We start from the raw sequence: 22,493 nt of genomic DNA, 5'->3' as shown, positions 1-22,493 counted from the left end.
TAGTATGTTGGATAAGTTAAGCTGCGCTATTTATTTGTGATGTTGTTTGGCGTGGATTAGCCGCTAATTGTTGTGGATCAAAGTCATCAACATTAATAGTGTATAGCCGTCCAGCCTCTGCTTGATGAAGTAATTCTGCTTCCTCTGTGGTGATAACTTCGAGCTCTAATCCTATTGTCGCTACTTTACCTAATTGCATGAAGGGTAATTGTTTCTTTGCTGCTTGGCAGACACGATCATAAATAGGCTCGGCTGCGAGAATATCACGTAGCGCGACTTCCATCATGCCGACGGTATTATTCGGTGTTGGTTCTAAAAATAAGCCACGACCAATGCGATCTCGTGTTGCTGATGGTGTTTGAATTAAACCTGCAAGTTGGTGATCAAGTTCATCGGCAGGTTTTCGACGCCGTAAACCCGTTGGTAATATCAGTAGTCGTAATCCGTACGCAATGGTTTTATTGGGAAAGTTAGCTAAAAAATCATCAATGGCGACTTCAGTTTGATAAAGGGCATCTTGTAGTCCCCAATGGATAAGGGCGATATCCTGCGATGGCTGACCGTCATCGGTATAACGTTTTAAGGTCGCTGAGGCTAAATATAATTGGCTTAGTACGTCACCGAGTCGCGCAGATAAACGTTCTTTACGTTTAAGTGAACCGCCAAGAGTAGCCATTGAAATATCAGCTAATAAAGCTAGATTAGCACTGTAGCGGTTCATTTGCTGATAGTAGCGTTGAGTCTCACCTTTATATGGCGCGAATGAGCCACGGCCATCAGTGAGTCCTAGCCACAAACTGCGGCTCATATTACTGATCACAAAGCCGATATGACTAAATAAAGCGCGATCAAATTGTTCAACAGCATGGTGGGGATCATCGTTGTAAGCAGCATTGATTTCCTCAAGGACATAAGGGTGACAACGAATAGCCCCTTGGCCAAAGATAATCATTGAACGCGTGAGAATATTTGCACCTTCAACGGTGACCGCGATAGGTGCTCCTTGATAGCCTCGAGCAAGAAAATTACGTGGCCCCATACAAATACCTTTACCGCCTGCGATATCCATCGCATCAATAATGCCGCGTTGGCTGCGATGGGTGCAGTGGTATTTTACAATGGCTGAGATAACCGCGGGTTTTTGGCCTAAATCAATGCCAGTAACAGTCAGTGTCGCTGCGGCATCAAGAACATAAGCATTGCCAACAATGCGCGCTAAAGGCTCTTCAATTCCCTCCATCTTACCTATCGGTAACTTAAACTGACGCCGAATACGAGCATAAGCACCGGTTGCTATTGCTGCATTTTTTAAGCCGCCAGTTGCGTTAGAGGGCAGGGTGATTCCACGCCCTACAGAGAGACACTCAACTAGCATTCGCCAGCCTTGACCAGCCATTGCTTGGCCGCCGATGATAAAATCGATAGGAACAAATATTTTGTCACCGCGAGTTGGACCATTTTGAAAGGGAATATTAAGTGGAAAGTGACGCCGACCAATCTCGACTCCATCAACATCGGTTGGAATCAAGGCGCAAGTGATACCAAGATCCTTGTTATCACCGAGTAAGTGGTCGGGATCGAAAAGCTTAAATGCTAATCCTAATACGGTAGCGACTGGCGCTAAAGTGATATAGCGTTTATTCCAAGTTAGCTCTATACCGAGTACTTCTTCGCCTTGCCATAAGCCTTGTTTAACGATACCAAAATCAGGAATTGAACCTGCATCTGATCCCGCTTCAGGACTGGTAAGCGCAAAACAAGGGATCTCTATTCCTGCGGCTAAACGAGGTAAATAATAATTTTTTTGGGCTTCGGTACCATAGTGTTGCAGTAATTCACCAGGACCTAAAGAATTTGGTACGCCGACAGTCGATGATAATACCGCAGAAACGCCGGTGAGTTTTTGTAACACTAATGATTGCGCATAAGCTGAAAACTCTAAGCCGCCATATTGTTTTTTGATGATCATCGCAAAGAATTTATGTTGCTTGAGTTGCTGCCACACTTCAGGAGGTAAATCAGCAAGATCGTGGGTGACTTGAAAGTCATTAACCATACGGCAAACATCATTGACAGGACCGTCTAAAAAAGCTTGCTCAGCTGCGGTGAGCGTTGGTGGCTGAATAGCATGTAACTTATTCCAATCAGGCTTGCCACTAAAAAGATCTGCCTCCCACCATACCGTACCGGCATCAATGGCTTCTTGTTCTGTTTGAGACATTTGGGGCATGACTTTTTTGAAACTATTGAGCGCATAGCTTGTGAGTAGTTTTTTACGGATGGGGGCTATATTTATGACTAATGCAATGATAGTAAAAATAAACCAACTCACGATGCCGATAATATCGAACAGAGTACCGATGACCAATAGTGCTGCGATCATCGCTGTAAAAATAGGACGTGATACACGGTGATAAGCGAGGATGATAACCATACAGATAAAGCTGACTAAGTATATAAATGTAGGCATAGCGATTCTCCGTAATCATATAGCAGCATTGTAAATAGCAGTAAAAATTTCATTGCAGTGTCGATTGAAACTTTTAGAGACAACATTGTGCTACGGTTGTGTAGAGCATAGCTGACAAATAAGGTAGGAGGTCTAACCACTACCTTTGTTTATTGTAAGTTAATTATTAAATTAATGTAAAATATTTTGTGTAAATATGTGGTACAGACGGTGATAGCAATATCAAGGTGCTGTTTTTACAGTGATTGATTTTAAATGGTTGCGAATTTTTAACTCACAATGCAATGTCGTTGATGTGTTACACGATAGGGTTGGTAGATTTTGCTGACAATATTTGAGTGTAATATTTACATTACAGCTTCAATTTTGTCATTAGAGTAAATTTTAGTGGTTAATTCCGACATAGCATCACATCAATAGTCGACACTGGAAGTTATTTGTCTGTAAACTGCGATTAATGATGTATTGCAGTATCAAGTGAACAGCTTGTTCACCTGATTTGTATTTTATAGTAAACATTGAGAGAGCAGCTTATGTATAAAGATCTGATCCGTAGCGAATTAACTGATGCCGCTGACGTCCTTAACCGTTTTTTAAATGATGATAAAAATTTGGCTGATATTGAAGCAGCAGCTAAATTATTAGCAGATTCATTTAAACAAGGTGGGAAAGTATTATCATGTGGTAATGGTGGTTCTCATTGTGATGCTATGCATTTTGCCGAAGAACTGACAGGCCGTTATCGTGATGATCGCCCAGGTTACCCTGGAATTGCTATTTCAGATCCAAGCCACCTATCTTGTGTCAGTAATGATTTTGGTTATGAATACGTATTTTCACGTTATTTAGAAGCTGTGGGCGCTAAAGGCGATGTGTTGTTTGGGCTTTCAACCTCTGGCAATTCGGCGAATATTCTTAAAGCTATTGAAGCTGCGCAAGCGAAAGGAATGAAAACCATTGCTTTAACCGGTAAAGATGGCGGTAAAATGGCAGGACTAGCCGATGTGGAAATTCGAGTACCACATTTTGGTTATGCTGATCGCATTCAGGAAATACATATTAAAATCATTCATATTTTAATTATGTTAGTTGAAAAAGAAATGGAAAAATAATCGTATAGATTGTTACTCATTAAGAAAGTAATAATAACGATTATTAATGTTTAAATGAGCATGACTCAGCGTAAAGAGCAGAAATAAAAATGTGTGAATTATTAGGCATGAGTGCCAATGTGCCAACAGATATTTGTTTTAGCTTTACTGGCTTAATGCAACGTGGGGGGAATACTGGTCCCCATCGTGATGGCTGGGGAATTACTTTTTATGAAGGTAAAGGATTTAGAACCTTTAAAGATCCTAACCCGAGTTGCCAATCACGTATTGCTGAGTTAGTGCAACAATATCCAATTAAAAGTCGTGCTGTTGTGAGTCATATTCGTCAGGCTAATCGTGGTGGGGTGAGTTTAGAAAATACCCATCCTTTTACGCGTGAGTTATGGGGTAATTATTGGACGTTTGCGCATAATGGCCAATTGACAGGCTATGAGCAATTAGTAACAGGACGTAATCAAGCTGTTGGTGATACTGATAGTGAGACGGCATTTTGTTGGTTAATGAATCAATTAGAAATTCGTTTTCCAGTATTACCGGCTGATATGACGCCAGTGTTTGACTACTTTGCCGAGTGTTGTAATACATTGCGTCAATTAGGTGTGTATAACATGCTACTGAGCAATGGTGAGTATGTACTAACTTATTGTACCAATAACTTACATTGGATCACTCGTCGTGCGCCATTTGGTAAAGCGTCATTAATTGATGAAGATGTCACTATTGATTTTCAACGTGAAACAACGGCTAATGATATCGTCACTGTGATTGCGACTCAGCCGTTAACGAATGATGAAAATTGGCAGAAGATGGCAACAGGTGAGTTTCGCGTGTTCCATTTCGGTGAGACAGTTTATGATGCGATCTCAACCGATGTTAGTACTTGCTAATAGTAAGCGTTACTATTTACAGAATTACAGCAGATAATAAAAAGGCGATCTCAATGAGATCGCCTTTTTTATATCATTAGATTAAGCGTTTATTGTGCAGCATAGCCTTGTGGTGGCAGTCTGTTGCCATCGAGTACGGCATAACCATTTTGCATTGATAGCCGTTGACTCAGTAGCCACTGTGTGACTAATGGATAGATTTTATGTTCTTGTTGTTGAACACGTTCTATTACGTCATCGACACTATCTTCTGTAAAAATAGGAACTTTCGCTTGCAAAATAACCGGACCGCCATCAAGTTGCTCGGTAACGAAATGGACACTAGTGCCATGTTCTTTATCACCTGCATCTATGGCGCGTTGGTGAGTATTTAATCCCGAATATTTAGGCAGTAAAGAAGGATGGATATTAAGCATTCTTCCTTGATAATGATTGACAAAATTTGCTGATAAGATCCGCATAAAACCGGCAAGAATAATCACATCAGGTTGATAAGCATCTATTTTTTCCATCAGTGCTTGATCGTAATCTTGACGATTAGCGTAATCTGTTGCTGTCACACAAAGATTATCTATATTGGCACGTTGAGCGCGTTTAAGACCATAAGCATCGGCTTTATTTGAGATCACAGCAGCAACCTGACTATTGTTGATAATGCCATTACTACAGCCATCAATAATTGCTTGTAAGTTACTGCCATTTCCTGAGATTAAGACAACGATATTATGCATGGAATTAATTAATCTCTACTTGCTCTTCGCCTGCTGCTGCTGTTGCAATTTCACCGAGCAGCCATGCGTTTTCGCCTTCTGCTTGTAAAATTTCAATCGCAAGTGCCGCTTGAGCTTGTGGGAGTGCTATCACTAACCCAACACCACAGTTGAATGTGCGGTACATTTCGTAAGTATCGACATTACCTGCTTGTTGTAGCCAGTTAAAAATTGTCGGCCATTGCCAGCTGTTACCGTCAACAACTGCTTTGGTACCTTGAGGTAATACACGTGGGATGTTCTCCCAGAAACCACCACCAGTAATATGAGAGATGGCGTGAACATCACAGCTTTCAATCATTTTCAGGGCTGATTTTACATAAATTTTAGTTGGGGTTAATAAGTGCTCAGACAGTTTTTTACCATCAAGATCTTGATTAAGATCGGCTTGAGAAACCTCTAGAATCTTACGTACTAATGAGTAACCGTTTGAGTGTGGACCACTTGAGCCTACAGCGATAAGTGCATCGCCAGCAGTTACTTTTGAGCCATCAATGATGTCAGCTTTTTCAACGACACCAACACAGAAGCCGGCCACATCGTAATCTTCACCATGATACATACCTGGCATTTCAGCAGTTTCACCACCAATTAATGCACAGCCAGATTGAATACACCCTTCACCAATACCAGCAACAACACTTGCTGCTGTATCAATATCAAGTTTACCTGTTGCGTAATAATCTAGGAAAAATAAAGGCTCAGCACCTTGTACAATTAGATCGTTAACACACATTGCAACCAAATCAATACCAATAGTATCGTGTTGTTTCAGATCCATCGCTAGGCGAAGTTTGGTGCCTACACCATCAGTACCAGAGACTAAAACAGGCTCTTTGTATTTGGTAGGAAGTGCGCATAAAGCACCAAAACCACCAATGCCACCCATAACTTCAGGGCGGTGAGTGCGCTTAACTACGCCTTTAATACGGTCAACTAATGCATTACCAGCATCAATATCAACACCAGCATCTTTGTAACTAAGAGAAGAGTTTTTGTTGCTCACAGATGATCCCTCAAACGTATTAAAGTAAAAAACCAGCGTATGATAACAGCAGTCATTACATTAGAGCAAACGTTTGCGTTAATTTGTTGCACGATTAAATTTCAGTCAATTAAACATTTGATACTATCGGCAATCGATTGGCATGGTATATAATAATGCGATTTTTTATTTTTTATAATTTAGTTCCCAGGAGTCAAGATGAAAGTCGTTGAGGTGAAACACCCACTGGTTAAACATAAGATCGGTCTTATGCGTGAAGGTGATATCAGCACTAAGCGTTTTCGTGAATTGGCAACCGAAGTTGGTAGCCTATTAACGTATGAAGCGACTTCAGACTTCGAAACAGAAAAAGTGATGATCGAAGGCTGGAACGGTCCAGTTGAGATTGATCAGCTAAAGGGTAAAAAAGTGACGGTAGTACCTATTCTTCGTGCTGGTTTAGGCATGATGGATGGTGTATTAGAGCATATGCCAAGTGCACGTATTAGTGTTGTTGGTATCTACCGTGATGAAGAAACGTTAGAACCTGTACCATACTTTAATAAATTAGCTTCACATATCGATGAGCGCATTGCGTTAGTTGTTGATCCAATGTTAGCAACTGGCGGTTCAATGATCGCAACGCTTGATTTATTAAAAGAGCATGGTTGTACTCAATTTAAAGTGTTGGTACTTGTTGCTGCTCCTGAAGGTATTGCTGCACTAGAAAAAGCGCATCCAGATGTAGAGCTATACACAGCCGCTATTGATGAGAAGCTAAACGACAAGGGCTATATTGTTCCTGGTCTTGGTGATGCAGGCGATAAAATTTTCGGTACTAAATAATAACTATCGTGTTTATTACTGATATCAAAAAACCGGACTAACTTAGTCCGGTTTTTTTTATATTATTTGTGACTAGCAATTAATTATCGTGACGATTACAAATGCTCAGTATCTTCAATTTGAGCATTATCAACCACATTATTTTCACCTAAATCATGCGGCAGGATAAGGTTTAGTAAAATCGCGACAATGCCACATAAACTGATGCCTTGTAAGCTAAACTCGCCAATACCAAATGCCATACCACCAATACCAAACACTAAGGTAACTGCAACGATCACCAGATTGCGGGCTTTATGTAAATCGACTTGATTTTTGATAAGCGTATTTAAGCCAACAGTAGCAATTGAACCAAATAATAAAATCATAATGCCGCCCATCACAGGGACAGGAATGGTTTGTAATACTGCGCCAAGTTTACCTACAAAAGCCAATACGATAGCGGTAACAGCAGCCCAAGTCATGATCACCGGATTAAACGCTTTAGTTAGCATGACCGCCCCAGTTACTTCTGAGTAAGTCGTATTAGGTGGTGCGCCAATAAGTGATGCAGCCATGGTAGCAATGCCATCGCCAGCCATGGTGCGGTGGAGTCCTGGTTTTTTAAGGTAATCTTTACCAGTAACATTTGAAATAGCTAAAATATCGCCAACATGTTCGACCGCCGGCGCAATCGCAACTGGGATCATAAATAATACCGCATTGATATTGAACTCGGGTAGAGTAAAGTTTGGTACTGCAAGCCAGCTTGCTTGGATGACAGGTGTAAAATCAATAACTCCAAAACCAAGGCTAGTGATGTAGCCAGCACTAATGCCACCGACGATTGGGATTAATTTCAAAATACCTTTAGCAAACACACTTAAAATAATGGTTACGGTAAGAGAAACAGCAGAGATCCATAATGCGGTATCGTGAGCAATTAATTGAACATCGCCACCACCTGTTTTACCAACCGCCATATTAACCGCGGCAGGTGCTAGCCCTAAACCGATAACCATGATCACCGGGCCAACGACAACTGGCGGCAATAGGCGATGAATAAAACCAACTCCACGTACTTTAATAATGCTACCCATGATCACATAAACCACACCCGCCATCATTAGACCACCCATGGTGCTAGCAACTCCCCATGTTTGAATGCCATACATCATTGGAGCAATAAAAGCGAAAGATGAGGCGAGAAAAATAGGGACAGAGCGTTTAGTCACGACCTGAAATAAAAGTGTGCCAGCACCTGCGCCAAATAAAGCAACATTGGGATCTAAACCGGTTAATAACGGCACCAGTACCAATGCACCAAAGGCGACAAATAGCATTTGCGCACCTTGAAGAACCTGCATCATGATATGTATTCCTAAGTAAAAAAATCGCGCAATCCTAGCATGTAAGCAAACGGTAGCCTATATGAATAAAAGTCAAAATATACTTGTAATCGTTTAAATTTAGAACGAGTGGCGCTTTATTTGCATGACAATAGTCATCTCGCAGTCAAAAATGTGAGTTATAAAATTATATTGTCGAAATTGTCGAATGAAATTTACAAACTGTGCGCTATGATACTGCACCAATGATAAAACCTGTTGTCTGTCTTACTAGGTCTATTTTTTGAATTAACCATGAGTCTTACTATGTTGCGATTTGCATTATTATTTTTAGCGGTATTGGCATTGCCAGTACGTGCTGCGACGGTAAATGATCTTTATCAAACCCAAGTCGCTTTGATTGGAAGTGATCAACAAGCTGATCAAGCTGCGCGCGAGCAAGGACTGGCGAATGTGTTGGTCAAAATATCAGGCAATACTGATATTCTTAATAACTCGGCAATTAAAGCGGCAATTACTAACAGTGGCCGTTATATAAGCCAATTTGGTTACAGCCAAGTTGATGGCCAACGTGCACTTGATCTAAGCTTTGATAAAAATCAGATCAAGCAGTTATTGATGCAGTCAAAAGCCAGTATTTGGAAAGATCAACGTCCTAATATTTTAGTATGGATGGTTGATAGTGATGGCCAGCAACGTAATATTTTGTGGGATCAATCAACCAACGCGTTGGTTAATGATACAAAACAAGCAGCAGATAGCCGTGGATTGCCATTAACATTTCCAGTTGGTGATATAACAGATGCAACTGCAGTTAATGTGTCAGATCTTTGGGGTAATTTTATTGATCCGATAGCTACGGCAAGTCATCGTTATCACGCCAATGGCTTGTTACTGGTTAAAGCCCTGCAACAACCTGATGGTACTGTAAGCTTGAATTGGAAATTTTACCCCCAACAACCAAGTAAAATTGCAACAGCAGACACGCAGCCTATAACGGGTACTGCATCTGGTACATTGGCACAAACATCGACTCAAATGATCAATAAAGTGACTGATTATTTAGCCAAAAAATATGCGGTAGTATTAGGTGGTGTTGCTGGTGGTAAGGTTAATATTGAGGTTGATAATATTCAGTCAACAGAAGATTTTTTTGCTCTAGAGAAAATGCTGAATAATTTAACCACCGTGGGTAGCGCTAATGCGATGCGGATTAAAGGTAACAGTGTTATTTTTCAATTGAATCTTCAGGGTTCAGAGCAAGCATTCCGTCAAGAAATTAGCCATGATAATCAAGTAAGTAAGGCTCAATCAGCGGTAGCTTTTGCTGCAGATTCGGTACCAACGCCAGCTGTTGCACCTGCAAGTGCTACCACGACAGCATCGGCTATTACTGCAACAACACCATCATCAGTGACACCATTAACGGTATCGCCACAAAATGTTTATGATTGGAATAGCTAGTTTCATTCTAATTTAAATTAAATAGATAGCGTTGATAAGTGAAAAAAGGTCTGAGTACTTATGTACACAGGCCTTTTTTATCGCCATTTAAAAGAGTAAAGGTTAGTCGTTATAACGGACACGCTCTTCACGTTCAACCTGCGATAAGCGCTTTAATTTAATCCCTAATTCTTTGGCTCTTAAACGGGAAAAAAGGATATTACTGACAAAGCATAATGTGACCAGTATCAGCTCCATTGCTGCGAGGCTGCGTTCACCCTCGTTAATCGTTATAAGGGTTGCGGCATGGATAAAATAAAACATTAAAATAAAGTTTGCCCATGCATGGGTATAAGGTTTAGCGGCGACCATTCCAGCAAGGGGCAATAATAGTGGTGCTATCCATACCAGAGCAATAACAGTAGCGGAGAAGTGTAAGTGGGGAGACAGTAATAATTGCCATGTGCTAATAAAAACAATTAAACCGCAATGGCACAATAGTGCAGATTGACGTGCAAAATAGGTTAAAGGTTGCATTTTGGGCATGAAATGATCCTTTTTTAGCCACTTAGTTTACTAGCAATGGTTGCTAAACGTCGACCGATGGCTTGAGCAAGTGCTATTTCATCTGGGTGAAGTTGCTTATTAATGCCATGATTAACGTGTGATGCACCATAAGGTGTTCCACCGTGGCAGGTGGTATGTAATAAAGGTTCAGAATAGGGGATCCCTACTAATAACATGCCATGATGCAACAGGGGTAACATCATTGATTGTAGCGTAGTTTCTTGGCCGCCGTGCAGTGATGACGATGATGTAAATACGCAAGCTGGCTTACCAATCAAAGTTCCCGATAACCATTCACTGCTAGTCGTGTCTAAAAAATGTTTCAGTGGCGCTGCCATATTGCCAAACCGAACCGGGCTTCCCATTGCTATAGCAGCACATTGTTTAAGATCGTGATGACTAACAATGGGATCGGTTGTTTGGTTTGTAGAGGCACTTGAGGTTGTTGCTGCCGTTGTTGCTATCTCGGCAACGGTTCTTAGTACTGCTTCACAGCTATCGATTTGTTCAATACCACGGCCTATATGGCGTGCTAATTGACGAGTATTACCATGCTGGCTGTAATAAAGTACTAAGATTTTAATCATTATAAAATATCCAATACATGCTCAGGTGGACGACCCATTGCTGCTTTATCATTATTAACATTAACCACAATTGGACGTTCAAGTAATTTAGGATGCGATGCCATTGCTTCAAATAATGCTAGATCAGTTAAGTTTGGATCACTCAGTTGCAACTCTTGGTATTGTTGTTCTTTAGTACGCATCATTTCACGTACCGTGTTGTAGCCTAATTGACGGTACAGTTGTTGTAGCTGCTCAATGGTTGGTGGTGTATCTAGGTATTTAATTATAGTTGGATTAATGCCGCGCTCAGTGAGCAACGCCAATGTCTCACGGCTTTTTGAACAACGAGGATTGTGGTAAATAGCAATTGTCATCATGAGTCCTTGTTAAATTTGTGATAGTTAAAAAGAAGAACGTAACGCTTCAAATTGCGCTTGTTGAATATGCAATTGATCTAACCGTGCGTCATACCGAGCTTGATCGAGTGAACCTAATGGTGCTTGTTGAGCCGCTTGCGTGTAGTTACTAATTGCAAGTTTCCATTGAGCACGTAATGCTGCTAGTTCTCCCATCGCGGCAAGTTCACCAGCACGTTGGTTTTGTTTGGCATAATTTTTCGCTAATAACGCCCAACCATTAGTATCATTTGAATGTTGGTAGGTATAGCGAGTAAGTATATTAAGACTGCGTTTATAGCGTTTCGCTTCTAATAATACATTGGCTAAATTGAGTTGTAATACAGTACTGTCTGGTTGATATTGCAATGCTTTTTCTAAACGTGTAATCGCTTTATCATAATGCTTTTGATATAAATCTATATCAGTCATGGCATCAATATAAAATAAATTATTAGGTTCAGCTGTGAGTAATGGCATCAGTAGTTGTTGAGCTTTGGTATATTGACCGTTATCAAGGTACACCAATCCCTTACCATAATTGAGCTCTTTGCGTTGGTTTGCAGGTGCTTTTTTGAGCTCGGTGTTAAACCAATTAAGCGCAGATGTTTGACTAAAACCCAGGTTACGCGCCACGATCCGTGATTTTGCTAATAAGTAACGCTCTGACGGTGGCAATCTTACTGTTGAATAATTATCGGCTCGCATACGACTGTCGGTGATACGTGATTCAGGCAGTGGATGGCTAAGTAGCATTGGTGGCAGGGTAGTGGTATAGCGATATTTTTCAGCCAAACGTCCAAAAAAGTGGGGCATTGCTTGAGGATTAAATCCAGCTTTGGCAAGAGTAGCAATACCGATCCGATCGGCTTCTTTTTCATTGCTACGTGTGTGATTGAGCATTCCTTGTATCGATACTGCGGTGGTAGTGTGTAAGGCTGCCATACCGGCTTCTGGTGCTGCAACGACTAATAATAGTGAGCCAATTAAGGCTGCCATCGTGGCGGGATTCTTTTTAGCTTGATCTTCTAAAGTTCGCGCAAGGTGTCGTTGAGTGACGTGGGCAATTTCATGGGCAAGAACAGAGGCTAATTCACTTTCTGTTTTAGCATGTAAAAATAGCCCTGAATGAACGCCAATATTACCGCCAAATAAGGCAAAGGCATTAATTTCATAATTTTGGATCAAGAAAAAGTTAAACGGTGTTTTAACACCATCAGCATTGGCCACTAATTTATGACCAAGATCTTGAATATATTCAGATAAAACAGGATCGTTAATGATAGGACGACTGGCACGCATCATTCGCATGTACATATCGCCGTATTGGATTTCTTTATCAATTGTCAGTGTCGATGCCGCAGTAGTGCCAATATCTGGCAGTAATATGGCATTACTAGCAACGGCTGATAAACTTGTAGTGAGCAAGGCTGCCAGTAAAATAGACCCTGGCGCTTTAACTAATTGGAACATATTAATAATACAACCACCATGTCGATTAATATAGGATAACGGATAATTATCGATAACCTGTTGCGTTGTTATGACAGCAAATTATAACTTAGGTTCGCTATCGTGATATTCGTTTGTGGTTATCTCGCTTATTCCTTGCGGTTAAGGGTACAATACGACAATGGATAATCACTGTCACTCTATTGGAATGGAAATCCTCACGCTTGATCTTATGGCCTACCGTTGCCCGTTAGCATTATTGATGGTGAAGCGAAGCTGCAGAGACTTATCGCTAACTCAAAAACTGGTGATTAGAGTTTCACAATCCAGTGCAAAAACGGATATTTTTCGTTATTTACAAAATAATGGATTTACTATTGATATACAGACTGAAACGATTGATCAGTTGGTAATTATTGTGAAAAAAGGACAGTAACGCATGTTGGATATGTTAAAAAGTTGGTATCAACGCCGATTCTCTGATCCTCATGCTGTGAGTTTAATGATCATTTTAGCAGGGGCGTTTTTAACCTTATATTTCTTTGGAGGGTTAATTACACCGCTATTAGTGGCAATCGTTTTGGCTTATTTACTTGAATCGCCAGTGGCACGGTTGGCTCAGTTGGGACTGCCGCGAACATTTGCTGTGGCGATTGTATTAATTGTTTTTGCGGGATTAATGATCCTAGCATTATTAGGTTTAGTGCCGACCATTTGGCATCAAATTACTAATTTAAGTGCTGATGTGCCGAAAATGTTTAATGATTTGCAACTCTATGTTTCTAGCTTGCCTGAACGTTATCCTGATTTTGTTCAAGCCCATCAAGTCACTGTATTTACAGATACTTTACGTGAAAAAGTACTGGCACTAGGTGGTAGCGTTGTTAAAGGCTCATTATCATCATTAGTTAGTTTAGCGACATTAGGGGTGTATTTGATCCTGGTGCCGTTATTAATTTTCTTTTTACTTAAAGATAAAGACACTATTTTGCGGTCATTTATTGGAGTGCTACCTAAAAATCGACGTTTAGCCACTAAGGTTAGTGCTGAAATGAACCAGCAAATATCTAATTATATTCGCGGTAAAGTGATTGAGATATTTATTGTTGGTATCGCGAGTTATATCGTCTTTGCGGTTATGGGACTTCAATATGCAGTACTGTTGGGGGTATTGGTTGGTTTATCGGTATTAATACCTTATATCGGTGCCGCTGCTGTTACAGTACCTGTTGCAATGGTCGCTTTATTTCAATGGGGCTGGACACCTGATTTCTGGTGGTTATTAGTTGCTTACGGAATTGTGCAAATTTTAGATGGTAATGTATTAGTACCAGTACTGTTTTCTGAAGCGGTTAATCTGCATCCTGTGGCAATTATTGTTGCTGTATTAGTATTTGGCGGGCTGTGGGGATTCTGGGGAGTCTTTTTTGCGATTCCATTAGCAACCTTAGTCAAGGCCGTATGGGGAGCATTAGTGATGAAAGATACTGTATCACCAGTGAATTATTGATCTTTACCATAGAATCAGAGCTAAACAAAAAGGCCGCTAATGGCCTTTTTTCGCTGTTGTCGTTTGAAAATGATTATTGGTTGAGATAATCCAATACCACTTGGTGATGATCTTTAGTTTTAAATTTATTAAACACATGCTCAATGTTGCCATGTTCATCAATTAGAAAACTAATGCGATGTAGACCATCGTAAATTTTTCCCATAAATTTTTTCTCGCCCCAGACGCCAAATTGATCAGCAACGGCATGATCTTCATCTGATAATAATGTGAAGTTAAGATTATCACGCTCAATAAATTTAGGCAGACGCTTAACGGGATCGATACTGATACCTAACACAACCACATTATGTGCTTCCAGTTCAGCTTTACTATCGCGTAAACCACAGGCTTGAACCGTACAACCAGGTGTCATAGCTTTAGGATAAAAATAAGCCAGTACTTTTTTACCTTTGAAGTCAGTTAAACTGACGGGTTGGTCATCTTGATTAAGCAAAGTAAAAGTTGGGGCGAGCATTCCTGCTGTTAGGGTATTCATGCAGCTGTCCTTTTAATTAGTTTAAGATAATAACATGCGCTGTTAGGTCGAACTTAGTGGAGTGTGTTATCAATGATGGCCAATAAAGTTAACTGTACCGTACGCATTTAGTTGCTTACAAAGAGCATCGTATTCTTCTTGTAGACTGACTAAATTACAATCTTCGGGTAAATTGGTGCTGATTTGCAATACTAATTGATTATCGATATCAATATGGCCATTCTCAATGGTATTAGCACTTAAGGTTGAGATATCAATTTTTCGGCTGGCCATAAAATGGGTAAAATGTTTAATCAACCCCGGACTATCTTTGGCTTCAATATGAAAATCAGCCGTATATGGAAAGAAACGGGCAATATGTTTATTGGTGCGTTTCATCACCGTGATTAAATCATGCTCTTGGCCTTTAAGTGGCAATGTTGATTCAATTCTGGAGATGGCATTGCTATTACCAGAGAGCAGCATAATCAAGGTAAATTCAGAGCCAAAGAGAGCAATTCGACTATCAATGATATTACAGCCACTGTGTGCGACAAGATGGGTGATCTCATCGGTGATACCAGGGCGATCAGTACCTACTGCTGTTATTACGAGATAATGTTCCATATTTAGCGCCATTTTTCGTGATCATTATTAGCATGTTAGCACAGAGTGATTATTCAAAAGAGCGCAAATTAGGATCAATAATCACAAAGTTTTTTATTATAATTGCATGGTTAGCAATAATAATCGCTGAAAAATATTTGTTTTTGGTGTTAGAAACGTTAAACATTAACGACAACTTAAAAATGAATACGATAAAGCGCGCCAGTTAACGGTTTTCAGTCACCCTTTGCTTGAGTTTATAGCCATGCAAAAGTACCATGACTTATAACTAGCTATATACCGTAACCATTCTTATTGATTGGTTGTTAATGTTGTTAGCTTTGAATCGTTACGCTATATAACAAAGGGAGACGAATATGTTTTCAGGAAGCATGGTTGCATTATTGACACCATTTGATTCTTCAGGTGAAGTTGATTACATCGGCCTACAGAAGCTAGTTGATTACCATATTGATGCAGGTACCAAGGCGATCATTTCGGTTGGAACAACGGGAGAGTCGACTACACTAACGGTTGATGAGCAAGTTAAAGTTGTTTTAAAAACGCTAGAGTATGTTGATGGACGCGTGCCTGTTATTGCTGGTACTGGTGCTAATGCAACTCATGAAGCTGTAACGATAACTAAACTGTTTTCTGGTACTGGAATTGCAGCCTGCCTAAGTGTGACACCGTACTATAATAAACCAACCCAAGAAGGTTTATATCAGCATTATAAAGCGATTGCAGCAGCAACAGATATTCCACAAATCTTATACAATGTGCCGGGTCGTACTGCGGTTGATTTATTGCCGGAAACAGTAGCGCGATTAGCAAAACTTGACAATATTATTGGTATTAAAGATGCAACAGGTGATATTTCGCGCGTTAAAAAAACACGGGAACTTTGTGGCGCAGATTTTATCCAATTAAGTGGTGATGATGCGACAGCTGTTGATTTTGTTGCAGAAGGCGGTCATGGCGTTATTTCTGTTACCGCAAATATTGCCGCAGCAGAGATGGCAACAATGTTTGATTTAGCCTTAGGTGGCGATATTGAAGCAGCGCAAGAAATAAATCAACGCTTGATGCCATTACATACCAAACTGTTTGTTGAAGCGAATCCAATTCCCGTGAAATGGGCCGCTCACCAGATGGGATTAATTGAACACGATAACTTACGACTTCCGCTTACTGTTTTAAGCGAATCACAGCAGCCTATTGTTAAACAAGCACTTATTGATGCTAACGTATTGTAATACATTGTCATTAATTAAATGATTGTAACAATCAAGGAGCGCAGGAGCATAAATGAATTATAAATACCGGCTAGCATTAGCCGCTGTCGTAGTGACAAGCATTACTGCATGTTCTAGTGGTGCTGATAGTCGCCGCCAGGCAGCGCAAGATTTTAATTATCTTGATACGCCAGCACTTGAAAGTTGGACGTTGCCAGCAGGTGCTCAACCTTTTAGTAATACTAACTATACTATCCCAAAACGTGTTTATAAGGGAGAAATCGGTACTAAGGTTGATATTCGTCCACCGTTGCAGGTGCTAGAGTTGATCCCTGGTGTCACTTCAGCGATTGATGGTCAAGGCGTAACCTTGTTTATGCCGTCATCAAATAAGTTAATGAAGATCTGGCGTGTGACTCAGCAGCTGATTGCTGATAATAAAGTCGGTATTGTAAAACAAAGTGCTAATCGTATTGATACTGATTGGGTTTCTTGGACCAATGAAGATGAAGATACCAAGATCAGTAGCCGTTATACGATTGAAAAATCACCAAACATCAACAGTTACCGTATTACGTTAACCGATTGGCGTGAAGACGGTAAAGTTAAGCCTGTTAGTGCAGATAATAAGCGTCGCTATAGCATTTTAATGACCAATTTAGTGATGGCGAAATACGACAATATGTCTCGTGAGCAAGCGCGTATTGCTGCGGCTGAGCAATTGAAAAACGTGCCAATCATGATGGGTACTGATCGTAGCGGTTTACCGATTATTATTGCCCGCGCTTCTTATGATGATATGTGGGAACGTTTACCGGTAATGCTTCAAAAACTTGGCTTTACAGTTGAAGATCGTAACCGTTCACAAGGTTTAATTGATGTTAAATACCGTCAACCTGATGATGAATTTTGGACTAAGCTTGGCACTAAGCCTATGAACTTAACCAATGATAAGTATCGTATTTTAGTCGGCGATCTTGGTAATCGTACTTCATTAAATATTACTGATAATGACGGTAAACCTGTAACAGAATCTGTATTAAGCTCAATTGCGCCTGTATTTGGTGCAGCTTTTGCTAAATAATTAAGCTGTTATTTTGGTTATTAAAAAACCGCTTTAGTGATTCACTAAAGCGGTTTTTTTATGGAAATTAACAACCAATCTATTATTGATTAATTATTTAATTTCAACACCTTGAGCCTGTAAGTCTGCATGGTAAGAAGAACGTACAAACGGACCACAAGCGGCATGTGTAAAGCCAAGATCAAGTGCAATTTGTTTTAATTCGTCGAATTCTTCTGGTGGCACGTAGCGTTCAACCGGCAAATGGTGGCGGCTTGGTGCTAAGTATTGACCTAGGGTTAGCATGGTGACACCGTGCGCGCGAAGGTCTTTTAATACTTGAATGATCTCTTCTTTTGTTTCACCTAGCCCCATCATTACGCCTGATTTTGTCGGTACTGTTGGGTGAATTTCTTTAAATTTCTTTAGCAGATCTAACGACCATTGATAATTAGCACCAGGGCGAGCTTTACGGTATAAACGTGGTGCAGTTTCAAGGTTATGGTTAAATACATCTGGTGCAGTATCACGGAAGATATCTAACGCGCGATCCATACGACCACGGAAATCAGGCACTAAAGTTTCAATGTGAATTTGAGGGCTTTTAGCGCGAATATCATTAATGCAATCAACAAAATGCTGAGCGCCACCATCGCGTAAGTCATCACGGTCGACAGAAGTAACAACCACATAGCGCAGTTTCATGTCGGCAATGGTTTGCGCTAAATGACTAGGTTCTTCAGCGTTAGGTGGTAACGGACGACCATGGGCAACATCGCAAAATGGACAGCGGCGAGTACAAATAGCACCTAAAATCATAAAAGTAGCTGTGCCATGATTAAAACATTCAGCTAAGTTTGGACAAGATGCTTCTTCACATACAGAGTGGAGATTGTTTTTGCGCAGCGCAGACTTAATTTCTTGAATGCGCTTACTGTCTGATGGCAGTTTTATTTTCATCCATGAAGGTTTACGTAACACCTCTTTGGGTGCTTCTTCTTGGGCAACATTACGCACCGGAATCAATGCCATTTTATCAGCATCGCGGTATTTAACGCCTTGTTCAATTTTAATTGGTTTGCTCATAGTTGATTGCTTTCCGTCATCCACTCGACGTGTGAGTAGTCGAGTAATTTTGTTAATTCTTCAATGAGTACCGGCTGAACTTCCATCAGTTCATTGGGGCCATTTAATAACGCAGTTTGCGTCATTTCCATTCCAGCGTAACCACAAGGGTTAATTCGCTCAAAGGGGGCCAAATCCATATTTATATTAAGTGCCAGACCATGAAAAGAGCAGCCGCGTCTGATCCGTAATCCTAATGAGCATATCTTGCGATTGTCGACATACACACCAGGAGCATCAGGGCGAGCATTAGATGTAATCCCAAATTGAGATAGGGTATTAATAACTGTGTTTTCGATGTGGCTGACTAAGTCACGAACACTGAGTTTTTTTCTGCGTAAATTAATCAATATATAAGCAACTTGCTGACCTGGGCCATGATAGGTCACTTGACCACCACGATCACTTTGCACCACTGGAATATCACCGGTATTGAGCAGGTGTTCTATTTTACCAGCTTGGCCTTGAGTAAAAACCGAGTGATGCTCAACCAGCCATACTTCATCGGCTGACATGTCGGTGCGGTCGTTAGTGAACTGATGCATAGCATCAAAGGTGGCTTGATAATCACAACGGCCCAGATTTCTAATAATAAGAGATGTTTGCAAATTTGTGCCTATTTATTGATATAACGCAAAGCGCCATTGAATGGCTGTGAACTGAACTATTATACCTAAACTATTAAAAGATGCATGATTAACCAGTTATTCACTTATTATTAATATATTTGACAATTATATTGTGGGTATATAAAGGCTAGAAAAGAGCGCTTAGGAGGGAAGTGAAACATAAAAAAATGGCGACTAAGAGTTAGTCGCCATTGGTAGTAGTATTGAGTTGTTATAGTACAACACGCACAATATCGATAGCGCCAAGTTCTTTGTATAGCGTTTCAATTTGTTCAACATTGGTTGCGTTAACAGTTACAGAGACTGCAGTATAAGTCCCTTTGCTGCTTGGCTTTGTCGTTGGAACGTAATCGCCAGGGATTGTTTTTTGAATAACTTCAACAACAAGATCAGCTAATTCTGGTTTATTCTCACCCATAACTTTAAAAGCAAAGCTACAAGGGAATTCAAGTAAATCTTTAAGTTTTGGTTGCTCTTTATTTAAATCTTGCATAATAGAACTCCAAGGTTCAGGTTTCTCTGGTTTTACACCGTGGTATAGATCACAAATCACGGTAATATGCAGGCATCTTAATGCGTCAGTAGCTGGAAAACAAGGTTGTGATTATCTTGGTTATTGGAAAATGTGTATGCAGGGTTGTAAACCTAAACAAGCTGCCTGTTGGCAGCTTCTTTATTTAGGCTGGTGGATGTTATTACAACAACTTAAAACCAGCTTTGGATAAGCATTTCAACATAGTCAACTAAGCGGCTAAAGAAACTACCTTGCTTTACTTCTGTCAATGCAACTAATGGGTATTGAGCGATATCAGTATCACCTAAGCGGTAATACAACGTACCCATAACTTCACCTTTTTTAATCGGTGCTTTAAGCTCTTTAGTTAACACGAAGCTTGCTTTTAAGTCTTTTGCTTGGCTACGAGGTATGGTCACATAAGTGTTTTTATTAACACCTAGATCAACTTTATCAGTATTACCCATCCAGACTTTTTCAGTCACAAAGGTTTGATCTTTTTTATACGGCATTAGTGTGGTGAAGAAGCGAAAGCCATAGGTTAATAACTTTTTACTTTCAGCAAGGCGCGCATGTTTACTTGCAGTACCCATCACTACAGAAATAAGGCGCATGTTGCCTTCTGTTGCTGTGCTTACCAAGCTGTAACCAGCATTGTCAGTATGGCCAGTTTTTAAGCCATCAACATGCATGCTTTGATCCCATAATAAACCATTACGGTTATATTGGGTGATGCCGTTATAGGTGAATGATTTTTCATCATAGATCTTAAATTCATTTGGTAGATCATGAATTAACGCACGTGCAAGAATAGAAAGATCATAAGGCGTAGTGTATAAATTTGGATTATCTAGGCCGTGCACATTAGTAAAGTGGGTTGATTTCATGCCTAGATTTTTTGCCCAGCCATTCATTAGCTCAACAAAAGATTGTTGTGAGCCAGCAATATGCTCAGCCATGGCAACACAAGCATCATTACCGGAGTCAATAATAATACCGCGATTTAAATCAGAGACTTTAACGGTCTTACCCACTTCTAAGAACATCTTTGATGATCCAGGGAAGTTTTTAGCCCATGCATTTTTACTGATAACGACATTATCATCAGGAGAGATATTGCCATTTTTAATTTCTTGACCAATAACATAGCTGGTCATCATTTTAGTTAGACTGGCAGGCGCTAATTTTTCATTTTGGTTATGACCAGCAATGATTTTGCCTGAGTTGTAGTCAACAAGAATATAACCTTTAGCCGCAATTTGTGGAGCTTCAGGTACTACTGCTGGAGATGCAGCAACAGTAACTGAAGCCAACAGAGTGGCTGAGATGGCTACAGAACGGAAAAGCACAGCGGTTTTTTTCATGATATATCTAACTTTAATTAATCTGTGGCTAAAAAGTGGGCTCACTATAACAGATAACACATAGGCAATCAGTGCCTGAACGGAAGTTTCCACAGTTCTGACATAGGGAAATGAAGATAGCATTGATGGGATTGTTATGGCTAAGAGTAATAAAAAGCCTATAGTTATATGATTTAAATAACAAACTATAGGCTATTGGTATGATTACAGAATAATAATAAGGTTAAATTATCGTTTTTCAGTGATCATAAATGCTTGCGGATAATGCTTATTTTTTACTTGTTTGAGCAATAATTCAGCATCTTTATGATCTAAAAATGGTCCTAAGCGAACGCGGAAAATAGCTCGATCAGTAATTTTTTCAATATCAACACTGGTGCTGTAACGTTGTTTTACTTCACGCTGCATTTGATCTGCTTTTTGTTGGTTATTAACCGCAGCTAACTGAATAAAATACTGAATTGGAATTGGTGCTTTTTTTATTTCAGCTTTAGTTGATGGTTTTGGTACCGTTATTACTTCAATTTTTACTGGCGCAGTACCATAGCTGATCACCCCTAATTTAGACGCTGCAGCCATACTTAAATCAATAATACGGCCATCATGGAATGGACCACGATCATTAACTCGTACAATCACTGATTTATGATTAAGGGTATTGGTTACACGTACGAAACTTGGTAGCGGCAATGTTTTATGCGCTGCTGTCATCGCGAACATATTATACACTTCACCATTGGCTGTTTTATGGCCATGAAATTTTTCACCGTACCATGAAGCAAACCCTGTTTCAGTGTAGCCTTTAGGATTTTTTATAATGTGGTAGCGTTTGCCGCGTAGGGTGTAGTCTTTATTACCACCACGGCTATAAGGTTCGTAGTGAGGGGTAATTAATTTTACTTTTGAAAAATCAGGAATAACCTTAGGTGCACGATCATCCTTAAGAGAATAGCGCCCAGCATTAGGATCATCGGTATTAGGTTTAGCGACTTGAGTTGCTGGTTTAGTTGTTGTATCTGGTTTAGTTTGTGGCTGTTGAGTTTGTTCAGGCGAAGAACTACACCCAGCAAGGATCAGGAAAAAAATTACAAATAGTGAACGCATTT

Annotated in this window: 23 protein-coding genes and 1 pseudogene; 9 read left to right on the top strand and 15 right to left on the bottom strand. The window is 40.1% G+C overall.

Annotated features, from left to right (window positions below; all coding sequences use genetic code 11):
* Positions 1-16: 16 nt before the first annotated feature.
* A complete protein-coding gene (gene fadE, locus PAND9192_RS19270) occupies positions 17-2,470 on the bottom strand; it encodes an acyl-CoA dehydrogenase FadE (protein ID WP_087855017.1) in 2,454 nt (817 codons plus the stop codon).
* A 533-nt stretch (positions 2,471-3,003) separates the two neighbouring features.
* Between fadE and lpcA the strand changes: the two genes are divergently transcribed.
* Positions 3,004-3,582 carry a D-sedoheptulose 7-phosphate isomerase gene (gene lpcA / locus PAND9192_RS19265; RefSeq protein WP_061000225.1) on the top strand — a complete coding sequence of 193 codons (579 nt, stop codon included), beginning with the start codon at positions 3,004-3,006 and terminating at the stop codon, positions 3,580-3,582.
* A gap of 89 nt (positions 3,583-3,671) precedes the next feature.
* Positions 3,672-4,469 (top strand): class II glutamine amidotransferase, encoded by a 798-nt coding sequence (locus PAND9192_RS19260; protein ID WP_087855016.1) that lies wholly within the window; start codon positions 3,672-3,674, stop codon positions 4,467-4,469.
* 89 nt (positions 4,470-4,558) lie between these two features.
* On the opposite strand, the gene purN is transcribed toward PAND9192_RS19260, so the two are convergent.
* Positions 4,559-5,200, bottom strand: coding sequence for a phosphoribosylglycinamide formyltransferase (gene purN, locus PAND9192_RS19255; RefSeq protein WP_087855015.1), 642 nt, complete (start codon positions 5,198-5,200; stop codon positions 4,559-4,561).
* Between the two features lie 4 nt (positions 5,201-5,204).
* Entirely contained in the window at positions 5,205-6,245 is a 1,041-nt protein-coding gene (gene purM, locus PAND9192_RS19250) for a phosphoribosylformylglycinamidine cyclo-ligase (RefSeq protein WP_087821061.1), read from the bottom strand.
* A gap of 198 nt (positions 6,246-6,443) precedes the next feature.
* Here purM and upp point away from each other — a divergent pair, with 198 nt between their 5' ends.
* Positions 6,444-7,070 (top strand): uracil phosphoribosyltransferase, encoded by a 627-nt coding sequence (gene upp, locus PAND9192_RS19245; RefSeq protein ID WP_045031047.1) that lies wholly within the window; start codon positions 6,444-6,446, stop codon positions 7,068-7,070.
* Between the two features lie 95 nt (positions 7,071-7,165).
* On the opposite strand, the gene PAND9192_RS19240 is transcribed toward upp, so the two are convergent.
* The gene (locus PAND9192_RS19240) at positions 7,166-8,419 is read right to left on the bottom strand and encodes a uracil-xanthine permease family protein (protein ID WP_087855014.1); all 1,254 of its coding nucleotides are present in this window, start codon (positions 8,417-8,419) and stop codon (positions 7,166-7,168) included.
* 348 nt (positions 8,420-8,767) lie between these two features.
* On the opposite strand from PAND9192_RS19240, the pseudogene PAND9192_RS20990 reads away from it, so the two are divergent.
* Together PAND9192_RS20990 and PAND9192_RS19235 are read left to right on the top strand one after the other, a co-directional pair.
* A pseudogene (locus PAND9192_RS20990) lies at positions 8,768-9,031 on the top strand (DUF8605 domain-containing protein); the annotation flags it as partial.
* Positions 9,017-9,862, top strand: a complete 846-nt coding sequence (locus PAND9192_RS19235; protein WP_503121369.1) for a DUF2066 domain-containing protein — start codon at positions 9,017-9,019, stop codon at positions 9,860-9,862. The pseudogene PAND9192_RS20990 and the gene PAND9192_RS19235, both read left to right, overlap by 15 nt.
* 102 nt (positions 9,863-9,964) lie before the next feature.
* Here PAND9192_RS19235 and PAND9192_RS19230 read toward each other — a convergent pair whose 3' ends face one another.
* Genes PAND9192_RS19230 through bepA form a run of 4 tightly spaced genes read right to left on the bottom strand, consistent with a single transcriptional unit; the run spans position 9,965 to position 12,845 of the window.
* Positions 9,965-10,387, bottom strand: coding sequence for a DUF2069 domain-containing protein (locus tag PAND9192_RS19230; protein WP_087855012.1), 423 nt, complete (start codon positions 10,385-10,387; stop codon positions 9,965-9,967).
* A gap of 14 nt (positions 10,388-10,401) precedes the next feature.
* Positions 10,402-10,995 (bottom strand): NAD(P)H:quinone oxidoreductase, encoded by a 594-nt coding sequence (wrbA, locus tag PAND9192_RS19225; RefSeq protein WP_087855011.1) that lies wholly within the window; start codon positions 10,993-10,995, stop codon positions 10,402-10,404.
* Positions 10,995-11,351: an arsenate reductase (glutaredoxin) gene (gene arsC, locus PAND9192_RS19220; protein WP_087855010.1), complete on the bottom strand. Its 357-nt coding sequence runs from the start codon at positions 11,349-11,351 to the stop codon at positions 10,995-10,997. The genes wrbA and arsC overlap by 1 nt, the downstream gene beginning before the upstream one ends.
* A 27-nt stretch (positions 11,352-11,378) precedes the next feature.
* Complete coding sequence (bepA, locus tag PAND9192_RS19215; protein WP_087855009.1) at positions 11,379-12,845, bottom strand: beta-barrel assembly-enhancing protease; 1,467 nt, start codon at positions 12,843-12,845, stop codon at positions 11,379-11,381.
* A 160-nt stretch (positions 12,846-13,005) separates the two neighbouring features.
* Here bepA and PAND9192_RS19210 point away from each other — a divergent pair, with 160 nt between their 5' ends.
* Both PAND9192_RS19210 and PAND9192_RS19205 read left to right on the top strand, forming a co-directional pair.
* Positions 13,006-13,260: a sulfurtransferase TusA family protein gene (locus PAND9192_RS19210; protein ID WP_234999221.1), complete on the top strand. Its 255-nt coding sequence runs from the start codon at positions 13,006-13,008 to the stop codon at positions 13,258-13,260.
* 3 nt (positions 13,261-13,263) lie between these two features.
* The gene (locus PAND9192_RS19205) at positions 13,264-14,334 is read left to right on the top strand and encodes an AI-2E family transporter (RefSeq protein WP_087855007.1); all 1,071 of its coding nucleotides are present in this window, start codon (positions 13,264-13,266) and stop codon (positions 14,332-14,334) included.
* A 73-nt stretch (positions 14,335-14,407) separates the two neighbouring features.
* On the opposite strand, the gene bcp is transcribed toward PAND9192_RS19205, so the two are convergent.
* Entirely contained in the window at positions 14,408-14,872 is a 465-nt protein-coding gene (bcp, locus tag PAND9192_RS19200) for a thioredoxin-dependent thiol peroxidase (protein WP_087855006.1), read from the bottom strand.
* Between the two features lie 69 nt (positions 14,873-14,941).
* The gene (locus PAND9192_RS19195; protein WP_087855005.1) at positions 14,942-15,478 is read right to left on the bottom strand and encodes an ACT domain-containing protein; all 537 of its coding nucleotides are present in this window, start codon (positions 15,476-15,478) and stop codon (positions 14,942-14,944) included.
* A 356-nt stretch (positions 15,479-15,834) separates the two neighbouring features.
* Here PAND9192_RS19195 and dapA point away from each other — a divergent pair, with 356 nt between their 5' ends.
* Positions 15,835-16,713: a 4-hydroxy-tetrahydrodipicolinate synthase gene (dapA, locus tag PAND9192_RS19190; RefSeq protein WP_087855004.1), complete on the top strand. Its 879-nt coding sequence runs from the start codon at positions 15,835-15,837 to the stop codon at positions 16,711-16,713.
* Positions 16,714-16,765: 52 nt separating this feature from the next.
* On the top strand, positions 16,766-17,776 hold the full coding sequence (bamC, locus tag PAND9192_RS19185; protein WP_087855003.1) for an outer membrane protein assembly factor BamC: 1,011 nt from the start codon (positions 16,766-16,768) through the stop codon (positions 17,774-17,776).
* Between the two features lie 93 nt (positions 17,777-17,869).
* Here the strand turns inward: bamC and lipA are convergent, their stop codons facing one another.
* The 5 genes from lipA to PAND9192_RS19160 form a co-directional block, all read right to left on the bottom strand.
* Entirely contained in the window at positions 17,870-18,841 is a 972-nt protein-coding gene (gene lipA, locus PAND9192_RS19180) for a lipoyl synthase (RefSeq protein WP_087821049.1), read from the bottom strand.
* Complete coding sequence (gene lipB / locus PAND9192_RS19175; RefSeq protein ID WP_087855002.1) at positions 18,838-19,488, bottom strand: lipoyl(octanoyl) transferase LipB; 651 nt, start codon at positions 19,486-19,488, stop codon at positions 18,838-18,840. Before lipB ends, lipA begins: the two co-directional genes overlap by 4 nt.
* A 232-nt stretch (positions 19,489-19,720) precedes the next feature.
* Positions 19,721-20,002: a DUF493 family protein YbeD gene (gene ybeD / locus PAND9192_RS19170; RefSeq protein ID WP_087846645.1), complete on the bottom strand. Its 282-nt coding sequence runs from the start codon at positions 20,000-20,002 to the stop codon at positions 19,721-19,723.
* Between the two features lie 212 nt (positions 20,003-20,214).
* Positions 20,215-21,387 carry a serine hydrolase gene (locus PAND9192_RS19165; protein ID WP_087855001.1) on the bottom strand — a complete coding sequence of 391 codons (1,173 nt, stop codon included), beginning with the start codon at positions 21,385-21,387 and terminating at the stop codon, positions 20,215-20,217.
* Positions 21,388-21,615: 228 nt separating this feature from the next.
* Positions 21,616-22,491 (bottom strand): septal ring lytic transglycosylase RlpA family protein, encoded by an 876-nt coding sequence (locus tag PAND9192_RS19160; protein WP_087855000.1) that lies wholly within the window; start codon positions 22,489-22,491, stop codon positions 21,616-21,618.
* Positions 22,492-22,493 lie beyond the last annotated feature (2 nt).

Origin of the sequence: Photobacterium andalusiense (assembly GCF_900185625.1) — a bacterium.
Taxonomy (GTDB): Bacteria; Pseudomonadota; Gammaproteobacteria; order Enterobacterales; family Vibrionaceae; genus Photobacterium; species Photobacterium aquimaris.
This window is presented reverse-complemented; position numbering and strand designations above follow the sequence as displayed.